The organism is Alcanivorax sp. (genome assembly GCF_019431375.1).
In the GTDB taxonomy this organism is placed as follows: Bacteria; Pseudomonadota; Gammaproteobacteria; order Pseudomonadales; family Alcanivoracaceae; genus Alcanivorax; species Alcanivorax jadensis_A.
Genome location: NZ_CP080267.1, coordinates 3,162,643 through 3,177,719, shown reverse-complemented (window position 1 = coordinate 3,177,719; position 15,077 = coordinate 3,162,643). Strand labels below are relative to the sequence as shown.

General features: G+C 58.0%; 15 protein-coding genes. 8 read left to right on the top strand and 7 right to left on the bottom strand.

Annotation, left to right across the window (positions count from 1 at the left end; translation table 11 throughout):
- Positions 1–199: 199 nt before the first annotated feature.
- Positions 200–811 (top strand): TetR/AcrR family transcriptional regulator, encoded by a 612-nt coding sequence (locus tag KZ772_RS14910; RefSeq protein ID WP_290537306.1) that lies wholly within the window; start codon positions 200–202, stop codon positions 809–811.
- Positions 812–897: 86 nt separating this feature from the next.
- On the opposite strand, the gene KZ772_RS14905 is transcribed toward KZ772_RS14910, so the two are convergent.
- Genes KZ772_RS14905 through KZ772_RS14895 form a run of 3 tightly spaced genes read right to left on the bottom strand, consistent with a single transcriptional unit; the run spans position 898 to position 4,244 of the window.
- Positions 898–2,421: an NAD(P)/FAD-dependent oxidoreductase gene (locus KZ772_RS14905; protein ID WP_290537305.1), complete on the bottom strand. Its 1,524-nt coding sequence runs from the start codon at positions 2,419–2,421 to the stop codon at positions 898–900.
- Between the two features lie 14 nt (positions 2,422–2,435).
- Positions 2,436–3,275, bottom strand: a complete 840-nt coding sequence (locus tag KZ772_RS14900; RefSeq protein WP_290537304.1) for an SDR family NAD(P)-dependent oxidoreductase — start codon at positions 3,273–3,275, stop codon at positions 2,436–2,438.
- Between the two features lie 39 nt (positions 3,276–3,314).
- Positions 3,315–4,244, bottom strand: coding sequence for a metal-dependent hydrolase (locus tag KZ772_RS14895; protein ID WP_290537303.1), 930 nt, complete (start codon positions 4,242–4,244; stop codon positions 3,315–3,317).
- 511 nt (positions 4,245–4,755) lie between these two features.
- Between KZ772_RS14895 and KZ772_RS14890 the strand changes: the two genes are divergently transcribed.
- The 3 genes from KZ772_RS14890 (at position 4,756) to KZ772_RS14880 (ending at position 7,795) form a co-directional block, all read left to right on the top strand.
- On the top strand, positions 4,756–5,229 hold the full coding sequence (locus KZ772_RS14890; RefSeq protein ID WP_290537302.1) for a DUF4282 domain-containing protein: 474 nt from the start codon (positions 4,756–4,758) through the stop codon (positions 5,227–5,229).
- Positions 5,230–5,340: 111 nt separating this feature from the next.
- Positions 5,341–6,306, top strand: a complete 966-nt coding sequence (locus KZ772_RS14885) for a nitronate monooxygenase family protein (protein WP_290537301.1) — start codon at positions 5,341–5,343, stop codon at positions 6,304–6,306.
- Positions 6,307–6,562: 256 nt separating this feature from the next.
- Positions 6,563–7,795: a hypothetical protein gene (locus KZ772_RS14880; RefSeq protein WP_290537300.1), complete on the top strand. Its 1,233-nt coding sequence runs from the start codon at positions 6,563–6,565 to the stop codon at positions 7,793–7,795.
- A 165-nt stretch (positions 7,796–7,960) separates the two neighbouring features.
- On the opposite strand, the gene KZ772_RS14875 is transcribed toward KZ772_RS14880, so the two are convergent.
- Positions 7,961–9,460: an NAD(P)/FAD-dependent oxidoreductase gene (locus tag KZ772_RS14875; RefSeq protein ID WP_290537299.1), complete on the bottom strand. Its 1,500-nt coding sequence runs from the start codon at positions 9,458–9,460 to the stop codon at positions 7,961–7,963.
- A 435-nt stretch (positions 9,461–9,895) separates the two neighbouring features.
- Here KZ772_RS14875 and KZ772_RS14870 point away from each other — a divergent pair, with 435 nt between their 5' ends.
- Positions 9,896–10,138, top strand: a complete 243-nt coding sequence (locus KZ772_RS14870; RefSeq protein ID WP_290537298.1) for a hypothetical protein — start codon at positions 9,896–9,898, stop codon at positions 10,136–10,138.
- 159 nt (positions 10,139–10,297) lie between these two features.
- Here KZ772_RS14870 and KZ772_RS14865 read toward each other — a convergent pair whose 3' ends face one another.
- From KZ772_RS14865 to nudE, 3 genes are all read right to left on the bottom strand, one after another.
- On the bottom strand, positions 10,298–11,182 hold the full coding sequence (locus KZ772_RS14865) for an alpha/beta hydrolase (protein ID WP_290537297.1): 885 nt from the start codon (positions 11,180–11,182) through the stop codon (positions 10,298–10,300).
- A gap of 44 nt (positions 11,183–11,226) precedes the next feature.
- On the bottom strand, positions 11,227–12,039 hold the full coding sequence (cysQ, locus tag KZ772_RS14860; protein ID WP_290537296.1) for a 3'(2'),5'-bisphosphate nucleotidase CysQ: 813 nt from the start codon (positions 12,037–12,039) through the stop codon (positions 11,227–11,229).
- A gap of 152 nt (positions 12,040–12,191) precedes the next feature.
- Complete coding sequence (nudE, locus tag KZ772_RS14855; RefSeq protein WP_290537295.1) at positions 12,192–12,740, bottom strand: ADP compounds hydrolase NudE; 549 nt, start codon at positions 12,738–12,740, stop codon at positions 12,192–12,194.
- Positions 12,741–12,801: 61 nt separating this feature from the next.
- On the opposite strand from nudE, the gene yrfG reads away from it, so the two are divergent.
- The 3 genes from yrfG (at position 12,802) to hslO (ending at position 14,777) form a co-directional block, all read left to right on the top strand.
- Positions 12,802–13,455: a GMP/IMP nucleotidase gene (yrfG, locus tag KZ772_RS14850; protein WP_290537294.1), complete on the top strand. Its 654-nt coding sequence runs from the start codon at positions 12,802–12,804 to the stop codon at positions 13,453–13,455.
- Between the two features lie 10 nt (positions 13,456–13,465).
- Positions 13,466–13,855: a S4 domain-containing protein gene (locus KZ772_RS14845; RefSeq protein WP_290537293.1), complete on the top strand. Its 390-nt coding sequence runs from the start codon at positions 13,466–13,468 to the stop codon at positions 13,853–13,855.
- Between the two features lie 64 nt (positions 13,856–13,919).
- A complete protein-coding gene (gene hslO, locus KZ772_RS14840; RefSeq protein WP_290537292.1) occupies positions 13,920–14,777 on the top strand; it encodes an Hsp33 family molecular chaperone HslO in 858 nt (285 codons plus the stop codon).
- Positions 14,778–15,077 lie beyond the last annotated feature (300 nt).

The window sequence follows — 15,077 nt, the reverse complement described above, 5'->3', positions numbered from 1 at the left end:
GTTCTGACGCTTTTGTGTTGCCCTGTTGCGCCATGTGCCGCCCACGGCAATGTGGCGTCACGAGCCCTTGCTCCCGGCCGGCATGAAACGGAGGACCAAGCCGACTCAGCTATTTTTATACCGCCAAAATCATTTACCGACACATGGGCCGATGCAACAATGATGCGAATGCTCGTTCGGATTCAACTCGGATAACCTGATGGCTCGCAAACCCAAACAACAACGCTCCAAGGCCACTGTGGACGCCATTGTCCAGGCCGCCCTGATTTCCATCGCCAACCATGGCCCAAGCGGCATTACTGCGAGACAAATCGCGGAAAAGGCGGGAATTGGCGTGGGTTCGCTGTATGAATACTTTGAAGACAAGGACGCCATCATCGATGCGGCCAGCAAACGCTTTGTCAGTGACACCGTGGATCTGATCAAGCCGCTGATCCCGGAACTGGTGCGTCTGGACATCCGTGAGGCGATTGAGAAACTGTTGTTCAGTTTTCGCGACTTTCTGGAAGAGAATAATCAGCTCTACCTGCGCTGCGCCCGCCACGCCTTCAGCATGGACATGGTGATCTACCAATCACCGATCAACAGCGCCCTCATGGAACTGTTCACCCAGTACCTGATGCACCACCCGGAGCTGCTGAAACTGCCGAATATTCCCACCGTGGCCTACTTCTATATCAATGGCGGCATTTTCACCGTGGTCAGGCACCTGTCCGAGGATAACCCGATACAAAGCTTCGAGGAGCTGGCAACCGTGTTCGGGGATATTCTCGCCAGCTACGTGGAAAAGAAGGTGGAATTGGCGGGATGACCGCCTTCACGCCCGCTGTGGCTTAGAAAGCATGAGGGGAAGCCTTTCGCTTCCCCTCATTCAATGAACCCGTCATCCAATCGCCGTCAGGCGGCCTTCTTTTTCTCCGCGCTCTGGTAAACCACCTCGTAGTCTCCTAGCTTGAAATCGCTCAGACGCTTCTTCAGCTCCTTCAGCGACCAGGGCCAGGCGGCAAAGTTGCGGCCATTCTGGTCCAGGTAGTAGCTCTTGCAGCCACCACTGTTGAACACCGTGGTTTTCAGGTGTTTCTGGACCTTGTCGTTATGGGCCTTGAGCACCTCGGGCTTGATGGCAAAGCGGGTGATTCCCTTCTGCTTCACCTTCTTCAGGCCGTCGATGATGTAGTCAAGCTGGGCTTCCGCCAGGCCGATGAAGGAGTCATACACCAGCACGTTGGGACCCAGCACCAGGAAGGCATTGGGCACATCCTTCATGGTGGCGCCCAGATAGGCTTCCGGAGAGCTGTCCTTCCACAGGTCGGAGAGGCGATCGCCGTTGGCATCAATCACCTTCCTGCCGATCGGCGGGTGGGACACTTCAAAACCGGTACCCCAGATAATCACGTCCACTTCATGACGCTCACCGTTGGCGGCGATCACGGTATTGCCCTCCACTTCCACCAGGCCATGGGGAATCAGGTTGGCGTTATCCGCCTGCAGGGCCGGGTAGTAGTTGTTGGCGAACAGGATGCGCTTGCAGCCCAGGGTAAAGTCCGGTGTTACCGCCTTGCGCAGGGCCTTGTCCTTCACCTGCACACGCAGCAGCTGTTTGGCCGCCGTGCTCACCGGCTTCAGAGCCGCCGGATTACGCAGACCGAAGTTGATCACGTTCAGGGAGGTGGCCACCGCCTTGCGCCAGCTTTTCTGGATAATCGGCAGCTTGTCGATCAACTGCTTGCTGGTATCCCCCAGATCCATGTCCGGCTTGGGCAGCACCCAGGGCGCGGTGCGCTGAAACACATGCAGCTCTTTCACCTTGGGCTGGATCTGCGGCACGAACTGGATCGCCGAAGCGCCGGTACCGATCACCGCCACACGCTTGCCGGTCAGGTCATAGTCGTGGTTCCACTTGGCGGAATGGAACATTTCGCCCTTGAAGCTATCCAGGCCCGGCAGCGACGGAATCTGGGCTTCGGTGATCGGCCCGGTGGCAAAGACCACGGTGCGCGCCAGGGTCTGGCCTTTTTCCTTACCGGTTTTGGTATCCAGTACCCACAGGTGGCGGCTTTCGTCCCACTCGGCATGTTCCAGTTCAGTGCCGAACTCGATCAGTTCCTTGATACCGAAATCTTCGCTTACCTCTTCCAGGTAGCTGAGAATTTCCGGCTGGCGGGCAAACAGGTGGCTCCACTTGCTGCTCAGCGCAAAGGAAAAGGAGTACAGGGAAGACGGCACATCACAGCCACAACCCGGGTAGGTATTTTCCCGCCAGGTACCGCCAACGCGGGTAGCTTTCTCGATGATCTTGAAATCGTGATAGCCCTGTTTCTTCATCTTGATCGCGGCACACAAGCCGGAAATGCCGGCACCGACAATAAAGGTGTCGTAAATCTTAGCCGCAGAGGCGTTGCTCTTCTTTGCTGCTGCCATGGGAAAAACCTCTGTTAATTCTTGACGAACCGGTAGGAAAAACCGAGCAGGTTCGCGTACAAATTGGGGGTGGCGCGTTTCATCATCCAGAACAGCTTTGCGTCCACCTGGGGAGTGGTGTACAGCTCACCCTTGTCGAGACGGTTCAGGGTCAGCTTGGCCACGGAATCACTGGTGGTCATGGCGTAGTTCATCAGTGCATGATCGGCCAGTTTGGAATAGCGCGCGGGAATGCGGCCATCCTTGATGATGTTGGTGGGCACCAGGGTCGGACACAGTACGTTGACCTTGATGTTGTCGCGCTTGAGTTCCGCGTACAGGGTTTCGGACAGGGCCCGCACGCCGGCCTTGGTCACGTTATAGGCACTCATTTCCGGCGCTGCAGTATAGGACGCGGCAGAGGCCACATTGATGATGGCGCCACGACCCTGCTTCTTGAACCCGGGCACAAAGTAGTGACAACCGTGCACCACACCCCACAGGTTCACATCCATGGCCCATTTCCAGTCTTCCAGGCTCAGCTCTTCGAACTTGCCACCAATGCCCACGCCGGCATTGTTGATCAAAAGAGTGACCGGGTTGCCCAGCAACTTCTCGGACTTGGCCGCCAGTTGCTTGACCTGACCAGCCTTGCCCACATCACAGGCCACCGCAAAGGCCTTGCCACCCGCCTTTTCGATCAGCGCCACGGTTTCTTCCGCGCTTTCCAGTTTCAGATCGGCGCAGACCACAGCGCTATTCCGTTTGGCCAGCTCCAGGGCAAAACTACGACCGATACCACTGCCGGCACCGGTAACCACCGCGTAGCCGTTATAGCTCGGCTTGCTGGAACGAAACTTGAGAATATTCATCATTACCTTCCACCTTTTTCAGGTTGGGCATTCAGTGTTCGTTCAGGCACGCTTGGCCGGCACGAATTCCTTGGTCAGATACGGCGCCAACAGCCCGGTTTTAGGATTCAGCAGCTTTTCCTTGTAATACTCCAGGTAGGCACTGGTGTCGTGATCGCTAGGATGAAAATCACGACGAGTGTAATCCAGAATATGCTTGATGGTGCTGCCGAAGACTCCCTCTTCAGGACCCGCCAGCACCGCCAGGCTACGCTTCACATCTTTCCAGTAACCGGGGCTCAGCAAGTTACGCGGTTTACGCATCACCGGAATCAACGACGCAGCAACCGGAACCAGGAAAACGATGGTAAATGCCGCCAGGCCAAAACCACGCATACGCAGGGCATAGTCACCGGACAATTCCTGGAACACGTCGTAGGCAACATCCTTATGCTCAGACTCTTCCAGCATGTGCCACATCCACAGGGCCCGCTGCTTCTCGTCCAGGGACTCATAGAAGATGTCTTCGTGCTTCATCATGTATTCCGCCAGCACCGCAGTGAAATGCTCAATGCCAGCCATTAATGACAGCTGCATGCGGTTGGACAGTTTCTTGAAGCCGTGTTCGAACACCTTGTCGGCGAGGAAGCGATACAGACCAACAGGATAACGGTGCTGGGCCAGCACATCGTTGAACTCGTTGTGCATCTTGGAGTGGATGGCTTCCTGGCCGATCAGGGCGGTGACCAGACGCTTGAGCTCCGGATCTTTCACAAACTGACGGTGGTAGCGAGCGGTGTCGATCACCAGATCTTCGCCAAAGGTCAGAAAGATGGACAGGGCCTCAAAGTAAGCCGAGGCCAGCTCGGTGTTTCTGAAGAAGGTATCGTCCAGCTCCTTGGCATCGAACTGAAAATCCATGTGTCGAATCGGCATCTCAGGCCGTTGCTTGGCAGTTTTCGGCACGTATGAATGAATCGTTGCAGTCGTCATTAGGTCACCTGTCCAATGGGGCAAAGCCGATAATGTCTCGCGCCTTGGAAGTCAGTTGGCGCGCACTACTGTTACATTGAAGAGTGATACAATAAAGCGAATGCTTGTTCGGATTCAATTCGGTTCAGCATAGCTTCTGCAACCCAGCCTTCACAGGTCAGCATGCCAATAGGAAAGCCCCCCTTACAGGCCAATAAAAGCACCTTTTAAAAATTTAAGTAATTGATATGTATAGGGATAATTATTTCCTGGATCCAATGACAGGAGCATCACTCCCTTTCCCCGGAATAGTCATTGTCTGCACCAAAGACAGCACTGTTACTCCCCACCCCCAAAAGCGGACGCAGTGTTCGGATTTAATCGACGCCATAGGACACGATTTGCCTAGCATTGCCACCTACCACCTGCCACAACTACTCACTGGGCATATAACAGAGCATTACAATCTATGGGTAGGAAAAGCCCGGGCACCCGGCAACAATGAAGTAAATCAACGGCCATCGGGGTGCCCATGCTCAACAAGGAAAAACTGAATCAATCAAAAGTCCTGCAGCTGGTGGACTGGCAGTTCAATCGCTATCTGTCCATGCAGTTGCTGCCGTTGCTCTACCTGCTGATGATTATCGGCGCGGTATTGCTGGTGGGCTTTTTTGTGGCCGCCAGTTTTTCCAGTTCGTTATGGCTGGGGCTGGCCACCGCCACCTTGTCGCCGCTTATCCTGCTGGTAATGGTTGCCATCGTCCGGGCCGCCCTGGAGTACTTGGTGATGGCTCATCGCACCATGAGCATCGTGGAAAGCATGCGCACCTTGCCCGAGCGCGTGGAAAGCCTGGACCACAAAGTGGAAGCGCTCAACGACCATGTCATTGATCTTCATGAAATGCTGATGCAACTGCGTCCACTACTGCGTTCTGCGGGCCTGCCCGGACGTTTTATCGAATCACTGCGCAAGGGGGACACCAAGGAAAACGGCGGCGATAAATAAACCCGTCTGACACGCGACGCTTTCCGCCATCGCAATTACCGGCTTTTTCAGGTGTAATTTCACTCCTGCGGACGCCTTCCAGGGCGCCCTCACCCTGAATAAGGAGTTACCATGTCGCTACCCGCGTCCCTGCAAGACCGGCTGCGCCTGCCAGCCGTCGCATCCCCCATGTTTATTGTCTCCAACCCGGATCTGGTTATCGCCCAGTGCAAGGCCGGTATCGTTGGTTCTTTCCCGGCACTGAATGCCCGCCCGGCAGAAGAACTTGAGGTATGGCTGAAGCGTATTACCGAAGAGCTGGATGCCTGGAACCAGGCCAACCCGGACCAGCCGGCAGCCCCCTTTGCGGTAAACCAGATCGTGCACAAGTCCAACAACCGGCTGGAACACGATCTGGAAATGTGCGTGAAGTACAAGGTGCCTATCGTGATCACCTCCCTGGGCGCCCGGGTGGACGTGAACGAGGCCATCCATAGCTACGGCGGCCTGGTGTTCCACGACATCATCAATAACTTCTTCGCCAAGAAGGCTATCGAGAAAGGGGCTGACGGCCTGATCGCCGTGGCCGCCGGCGCCGGGGGCCACGCGGGCACCCAATCCCCCTTTGCACTGGTGCAGGAAATCCGCGAATGGTTTGACGGCCCACTGTTGCTGTCTGGCTCCATCGCCAAGGGCGATGCCATTCTCGCCGCCCAGGCCATGGGCGCGGACCTGGCCTATATCGGCTCCGCCTTTATTGCCACCGACGAAGCCAACGCCGACCAGCGCTACAAGCAGTCCATCGTCGATAGCAGCGCCAGCGACATCATCTATTCCAACCTGTTCACCGGCGTCCACGGCAACTACCTGCGCAGCTCCATTGAAGACGCCGGGCTCGACCCGAACGACCTGCCGGAAAGTGATCCGTCGAAGATGGATTTCGGCGATGGCAGCTCGAAGGCCTGGAAAGACATCTGGGGCAGCGGCCAGGGCATCGGCGCCATCAAGAAGATCGGCCCGGCCAGCGAGCTGATCGAGCGGCTCAAACAGGAATACTCCAGCGCGCGTCAGCGGATGGATCAGCTGCCCTGGAAATAAAGCTGCAAGCTGCAAGCCTCAAGCTACAACGCGCCAGAAATTGGTATTGAACGGAAACCCAGGAGGCCGCGCTCAGAGCTTGAGCGCGGCTTCATGCGTTTTACTACCAGCCCCACCGCGCTGTCGCTTCTAGCTTCTAGCTTCTAGCTTCTAGCTTCTAGCTTCTAGCTAGGAGCTTGGGCTTGCAGCTTTCGACTGCTTCTCCCCGCCAACCGCGTTACCATGAGACTACCTCCTGTGCACATGGAGATGTCTCATGCGATGGCTTGGTTTCTGCCTGCTCGCCACTCTGATAGTCACAGACAGCGAAGCGCAAAACTGGCATAGCCCCCACCCCTGGCGAGCGGCTGCCGTGGTGGATGGCCGCGACCGTGACTATAACAATGAGTACTTTCTCCACGCCTTCAGCTATCGCCACCTGCTTGATCAGCCCGCGCCCCTTGAAGAAGGCATTCGTGGCACCGCCGGCAGTCTCACCAGCGACCGCCTTTATATGGACTTTCGCTACCATCAGAGCTTTGTCTTCGACAATCCGGATCAGGCCTTCACCCTGGATATTCAGCGCTCCGAGGATTTTGACGGCAGCTACGACCGCCAGCTGGTGGGCTTCCGCCAGACCCTGGCGCAACGCTGGCAACTCTCCCTGCAAGGCGATGTGTTCAGTGACAAATCCCTCACCGATATCTATTTCGGTGCCCGGCGGCTGCACGGCCAAGGAAGCTGGCTGCAACTGAGCGTGGTGCTGCCCAATGCCTACTTCAACGACAAGACAGACAGCCAAAGTGAACTGGTTGACGAGCCCCGCACGCTTTTCGCCCAGTGGCATCAACAGCACAGCCCCAGGACAAGCACCACCCTTTCAGTGAACCACACACCTAATGCCACGCTGGATGACCGCATCCGCGGCGACCGGGTATCCAGTCGGCAGACCCGTATTGCCCTTCGCCATCGCGCACAATACGGTGACTGGCAGTGGCAGGCGGACCTCCACGGCGAGCGCACCCGCCGACAACATCAGCTGGATGAAAACATCGCCCAGCTGGCATTCCGCCGCGACATGGCGTCGCTGACCCTGGCCGTGCGCTACCGGCCCCATCGCTGGCAACCACAAGTCGGTGCCCGCTATTTCTGGCTGGATGAAGATGGCTGGTTCGGGCGCGAGCTCAATGGCAACGGCGAAGTCAGCCGACAGGAACCCATGCTGTTCGGTGGCATATCCCTGCCGCTGAGCGACACCCAGCGACTGGCACCCACCGTCACCCAGCGACTGGCACCCACCGTCTATCTCAGCCGCCCACGAGTGGAGCAAACCGTGAACAGCCAGCAGTGGCGGGACCGGGATGACGATACGTTCGTGGGCAAACTAAGCGTGCCCTGGCACATCACGGTATCAAAACAGAACGGCGCGGTGCTGAGCATCGTACCGTCCATGCGACTGCACCGGTTTGCGTTTGGCGGGGGAAATGTGCAGCTGCACTGGCCTCTCTGAGTTGCAAGTTGAAAGTTTCAAGTTACAACGCGCCAACGCTTTCCCAGAATCTGAAATGCAAGAGGCCGCGCCCAAGTCATGGGCGCGGCCTCTTGCCTGGCGGCTAGCAACAGCCTGGCTCGCGTTGCAACTTTCAACTTTCAACTTGAAACTTGCAACTCCCGATCAGGCTCCGAGCAGGGACGCCACCAACCCTTTCTTCTTCACCGGCTGGTAGTTGCTGAATTCCAGCACACCATCATCGATGGCACCGAAACGCAGTCTCGGCAGATCCACCAGGTAGTTCTGCACCACCATCCATGGCTGCTTGGAACCCTGCCGGGGCAAACGGTCATCCGCACGCATAACATAGCCGGACTGCAGACCCAGGAAGTTCTCATCGGTAATGCAATCTTCGTTGTCACGGGGAATTACGGTCTGGGCGCCGGTTTTTTCCATGTGATTAAGCAGGCGACATACATACTCGCAGACCAGATCCGCTTTCAGGGTCCAGGAAGAGTTGGTGTAGCCGAACACCAGCGCCATGTTGGGCACATCACGCAGCATCATGCCTTTGTAGACCAGCGACTCACGGGGCTCTACGGCCTTGCCGTCGATGGTACCTTCCACCCCGCCCAGCATCTGAACATTGAGACCGGTGGCAGTGATAATAATGTCTGCCTCCAGCTCCTGGCCGGACTTCAGAAGAATACCGTTCTCGGTGAAACGCTCGATATGATCGGTAACGATATCGGCCTCACCCCGGCGAACGGTTTTAAACAGATCGCCATTGGGCACCGCACACAGACGCTGATCCCAGGGGTTATAACTCGGGCGGAAATGAGTCATATCCACATCATCGCCAAGCTGACGTTTGGCAGCCGCCAACAGGGCACGGCGGACCAGCTTCGGACGCTGTTTTGACAGCTTGTAAACCAGCCGCTGGATACCAATGTTACGGGCCCGTGCCAAACGGTAGACCAGCATCTCCGGCATGAAACGGCGCATGCCCACGGAGATCGGATCCACTTCCGGCACGGTGGCAATATACGTCGGCGAACGCTGCAGCATGGTGACCTTGGCCCCTTCCCGGGCCATGGCAGGCACCAGGGTCACGGCGGTGGCACCGGAACCGATTACCACCACTTTCTTGCCTTTATATTCCAGGTTTTCCGGCCAGTGCTGGGGATGAACCACCTGACCCTTGAAGTCTTTTTCACCGGGGAAATCCGGTTTGTAACCTTCGTCGTAGTTGTAATAACCACTGCAGGAAAACAGGAAATTGGCGGTGAAGGTTTCCTGCTCACCGGTCTTCTCATTGGTGGTTTCCACGGTCCACTGGTTTTCATCACTGGACCAGTTTGCCTTGACGACCTTTCGCCCAAAGCGGATGTGTCTTTTGACGTCATATTCGTCTGCGGTGTCTTCCACGTACTGGCGGATGGAGTTGCCGTCAGCAAGCACCTTGGGCTCGGTCCAGGGACGGAAGCTGTAACCCAGGGTGAACATGTCGGAATCGGAACGAATGCCCGGGTACTTGAACAGGTCCCAGGTGCCACCAATGCGTTCGCGGCGCTCGATAATGGCATAGCTGCGGTTCGGGCACTTGCGGGTCAGATGGCAAGCTGCCCCGATACCGGAAAGGCCGGCACCGACAATCAATACATCAACGTGGTTATTAGACATTCTTTTTACCTCCAGCCCTTGGGCCACCTGGTCTCGGCAGTGCAAAACATTGACATCATTCAATGGCACCGTTTATTGGCAGACAGAATAGCCGTACTGGCGGGTATGAGAAAAGGCCAAAACAGGCCGTTAATTGGCCCTGGAGACGGAAAAAAGTGCCGCTAGGGACGGCCAGTGTGGCGCAGGCGGCATAAACACTGGGTCCACTTTCCCTGAACGCCTGTCTACCCGCATGGGGACCATGGGGTTGGCGGCCGGCTATTACTCGTTGATTTTCATAATAAAGTGGTACGAGAGATCCAATGTTATCGTGCTATCACCAATTTGTGACCTCATACACATTGCTGCCCTGCTCACTTCTGCATACTGCCTGCGCGCCATAGGGGAAGGCGCCTACGGGGATGGATTACACACTATAATTATAAGGGTACCGGCATGTTCGATCTGACTGCCTTCGGGGATACGTTCGTCTCTCACTCCTGGCTGTGGATACCGATTTCCTGCGCCAGCATTATCAGCCTGTTGCTATGGAGCGGTCGCATCCGCCAGCCCAGCATGGTCAACCTGTTCGCCATCGGCCTGATCCTGCCCTGCATCAATCTGAGCATGATCGCCACCGGCGCACTGGTGGCAGCAGATCAATTGACGCTGGATCTGGTAGCCTTGCTGCCGTTCTGAGAGTCGCAAGTTACAAGTTGAAAGTTTCAACGCGGATCAGCGCTGCTGTCAGCCGCTACGCATGAGGCCGCGCCCAATGACTGGAGCGCGGCCTCATGCGTTTGAAATCAAGGGCAAACGTATGGCGCGTTGCAACTTGAAACTTGAAACTTTCCCACGCTACAAACCCTGAAGAAATTCCAGCTGATCCGCCAGGCTGACGTCCCGGGCCTCGCCCTGATAGATATCGAAATGACCAACCGGATAGCGCTTCACCGTCGCTTTCGCCATGGCAGCAGCGGCCTTCTCAGCAGCTGAAGCTGGCGCCACCGTATCGGTTTCACAGATCAGCACCAACGCCGGGCAAGTCACCTTTGCCGCCTGGGTTACTGGCCGAAACATGGGCAGCACCAGGCCGATACGAGCCGCCACTTCATTGGGCACACCATCCGGCATCAGCGCGGTATAACCGTCGTAGGCATCATGGCTGGACATGGCCGCCAGCTCCCCGGGCTTGCCGGCGGAGGGCAACATGCGCGGCCCCAGACCCAGCAGACTGCTGATCACATCCCAGAGCCCCAGCCCGGTCATTTTCATTGCCTGACCAATACCCGCGTAGCGCACTACTTCCAGTACCGATGCCAGACCATCCATCATCGGGCACTGGGCGATAATGCCGGCCACGTCCGGCTCTCTGGCTGCCACGGCGGTAACCAGCCCGCCGCCAAAGGACGTGCCCCACAACACGATGCGCTGGTTATCCACTTCCTGCTGCTTGCGCACACAGGCCAGCGCCGCCTGCCAATCCGCCACTTCCCGGTTGGGCAACAACACCTGGCGCGGCATCCCCTCGCTTTCACCAAAGTGCCGGTAGTCGAACAGAAACACCGCATAGCCGGCCTTTAAAAAGGCATCACGAAACGGCTGCAGCCCACAGGCCTTGGTCAGCCCAAAACCGTGGCCCATGACCACCGTCAGAAAGGGACCGTCACCCTCGGGCAGATACAGATCCCCCCGGCAGGACTGGCCATCGCTGACAAATCGCAGCTCACGCATTGTGCTCATGGAAACTCCTTGGTTTTTTGCGTCTGACGTCTGACGTGCGACATTCACCCAATCGCCGGGGCAATAAAGCGCCATTCTTCAATGCTCTGCCCCAGCACCAGGAAGTGTGGGTTGAGAATGTCTTCCTTATTGTATTGCAGCGGCTCGAAGGCGGTGTTCACTACCATCCCGCCGGCGGCGGTGACCACCGCGTGAGCGGCGGCGGTGTCCCATTCGCTGGTGGGCGCCAGACGCGGATAGATGTCGGCGCTGCCTTCGGCTACCAGGCACAGCTTCAGGGACGAGCCCATGGAGGCCCGTTCCACCTCACCCACTTCCTCGCGGATAAAGGCTTCCAGCTTTTCCACCGCTTCCCCGCCGTGGCTGCGACTGGCCACCATCACCACCGGCGTGGTGCGGGCACGGCACTGGATCGGTTTACGCTCACCACCTTCCTCTTTAAAGGCACCCACACCACGGCCACCCAGGTAGGTCACCGCCGTCACCGGCACGTGCACCAGACCCAGTACCGGGGTATCGCCTTCCACCAGGGCAATATTCACAGTGAACTCGCCGTTGCGCTTGATGAATTCCTTGGTGCCATCCAGCGGGTCCACCAGCCAGAAACGGGGCCAGTCCTTGCGTTCGGCATAGGCAATGCCACCGGATTCTTCGGAAAACACCGGGATTTCCGGGGTGAGAGCCTGCAGGCGCGCTTCGATAATCTTGTGCGCCGCCATATCCGCTTCGGTGATCGGCGACTTGTCGTCCTTGGTTTCCACCCCCAGGTCATCACGCTCATATACCGTGAGAATAGCCTTGCCCGCTTCCCGGGCAATCTCGGCGAGCGGTTCCAGCAGGGTATTAAAGTCGGTCATTTCGTTTTTCCTGTGATTCAGATTTTGGCACCTGTAGGAGCGGCGCTTGAGCCGCGATCCTCGCCTCAGGCGAGGAAATCTATCGCACATGGATGAGACTTTCCGGACTTGGCAGCCCGGTTCGCGGCTCAAGCGCCGCTCCTACAGCTCAATTATCGCCGTTGCTCCAGCAGCCGCTTGGTCATCAGCAGCGCCGCGATCACCCGGGCTTCGGTCACGTCGTCGCGCTCGATCAGGCGATCCAGGTCGGACAGTTTCCAGGTGAGCACTTCCAGTTCTTCCGGTTCATCCCCAGGCAGGGATTCTTCATACAGGTCTTCGGCCAGCACCACCTTGATACGATGCCCCATGTAGCCCGGCGACAACGTCATGTCCTTCATCAGCGTAAGACGGCGGGCGCCGTAACCTGCCTCCTCCTTCAATTCCCGGTTGGCCGCGTCACGCCAGTCCTCGCCGTGTTCATAGGCCCCCTTGGGCAGGGTCAGCTCGTAACTTTCCGTGCCGGCGCCATACTCGCGGATCATCACCACGGTGTCATTATCCAGCAACGGCACCATCATTACCGCCGCAATGGGCGGGGTGCGCAGGCGCTCATAGGTGCGTTCCACCCCGTTGCGAAAACGCAGGTGCAGCTCTTCAATTCCGAACAGCCGGCTTTTCGCCACCAGTCGGGTGTCGAGAATCTCCGGTTTCTCATCCATAATTGGAATCAGCTCTCACGCTATTTAAGGCCGAAGACTAACCCGAATACGCAGGAAATTCATGATTGACTGGCAATCCGTCGACACCGTGTTACTGGATATGGACGGCACTCTGCTCGACCTGGAGTTCGATAACTGGTTCTGGCAGAAACATGTCCCCGAGTGCTATGCCCGTCAACAGGGCCTGGACCGGGCTGAAGCCGACCGCATTATCCACGACTGGATCACCAGCCACCTGGGCACCCTGAACTGGTACTGCCTGGATTTCTGGACCGCGGAACTGGGTCTGGAAATCGCCCGCCTGAAACGGGAAGCTGGCGACCGCATCGCCATTCGCCCCGGCGCGGACACCTTCCTGCAGGCACTGAAGGAGTCCGACAAGCAGGTCATCATGGTTACCAATGCCCACCGCGATGCGCTGGACTTAAAGGTAGAGCGTACCGGCATCGACCGCTATTTCGATGAAATCGTCTCCAGCCACGACTATGGCCACGCCAAGGAAGCCCAGGCGTTCTGGCAGCATCTGCAACGCCACCTGCCCTTCGACCCGGCCCGCGCCCTGCTGGTGGACGACTCCCTGCCGGTGCTGCACAGCGCCCAGCTTTACGGCATCGGCCAGCCGGTGAGCATCCTGCATCCGGACTCCAGCCTGCCCAGGCGCGAGCATACCGATCCTTTCCCGGCCATCGACGATTTCCTGCGGGTGCTGCCATGAGGGAGATGTCATGAGTGAAACGGTACGCATCGACTCCTGGCTGTGGGCGGCCCGCTTCTTCAAGACCCGTAGCCTGGCCAAGGCCGCCATCGAAGGCGGCAAGGTGCAGATTGATGGCAGCAAGGCCAAACCCAGCAAGAATGTACAGCCCGGACAGACCATCGCCATCACCAAGGGCACGGAACATTTCGAGGTAGTGGTAGAAGGCCTGAGCAGCAAACGCGGCCCCGCCAGCGTGGCCCAGACCCTGTATCAGGAAACCGAACAAAGCCGCAGCCGCCGGGAACAAAGCAGCGAGCAACGCAAGCTGGCACGGGCCGCCACCGCGGCACCAGACCACAAGCCCAGCAAGAAGGAGCGCCGGGATATCCAGCGCTTCAAGAGAGACAACCTGGAATAACCGCCATGGTGCCCCCATTAATGGGGCCTCCATTAAAGGCACCGACAGCTCTCAGGACATAACCATGCAAGACCACAAACAACGCTTTCTCTTCCCCGATTCCGATATCCGCGGCGAACTGGTGCAAGTGGAAAGCAGCGTCATCCGTATTATAGAAGGGCATAACTACCCGCTAGCAGTGCAGGGGCTGATCGGCGAGGCCGTGGCCGCCGTGGCACTGCTGGCCAGCACCCTCAAATTCAAGGGCCGCCTGGCACTGCAGGCCCAGGGCAAGGGCCCGGTGTCCCTGCTGCTGGCCGAGTGCACCAACGACGGTGAGTTGCGCGCCCTGGCCCGCCACAGCGACGGCCAGGACTGGAGCCACGGCGACATCCAGACCCTGATCGGCGACGGCAACATGGTCATCACCATTACCCCGGACCAGGGCAAGCAATATCAGGGCATTGTGCCCCTGGCCGGCGACTCTCTGGCCCAGTGTCTGGAAGCCTACTTTCGCCAGTCCGAGCAGCTCCCAACCCGCCTGTGGCTGGCCAGCGGCAACAACCGGGCCGCAGGCCTGCTGCTGCAACGGCTGCCCAACCAGCTGGCCAGCAGCGACGCCAACGCACAGATGTGGGAGCATCTCGAGGCCCTGGCCAGCACCCTGAAAATGGAAGAGCTACTGGACCTGGATGATCAGACCATTCTCCACCGGCTGTTCCACGACACCCCACCACAGCTCCCCGAGGCCCAGGCCCTGCAATTCGGCTGCACCTGCTCCCGGGACCGCAACCGCAACGCCCTGATCTCCCTGGGCAGCAACGAATTGCAGACCCTGCTGGACGAGGACGGCGAAGTGACCCTGACCTGCGACTTCTGCCGCAACCGGGAGCGCTTTGATGCGGTAGATCTGGCGGAGATGATTAATTCAATTAACAGTTAATAGTTAACAGCGACGCGGAGCAGGCTTTCTGGACCCTGAAACGCAAGAGGCCGCGCCCATAGTCTGGGCGCGGCCTCTTGCGTTTCAGGCGACCCCGGGCCCAAACCGCGCAACTATTCACTGTTAACTATTAACTGTTCACTGACCATTGCGCCGTGACCACCCGGTCCAAGGGGGAATCGCCAGTGATTTCCTTTTCTGGCATAATCGCGCGCCTGTGCTGACTGGAGGTTTCGTCCCCCGGTCCCCTTTGGTCTTGCCCGGTGGCAGTAACGGGCACGAGACCGGCACTGTTATCCG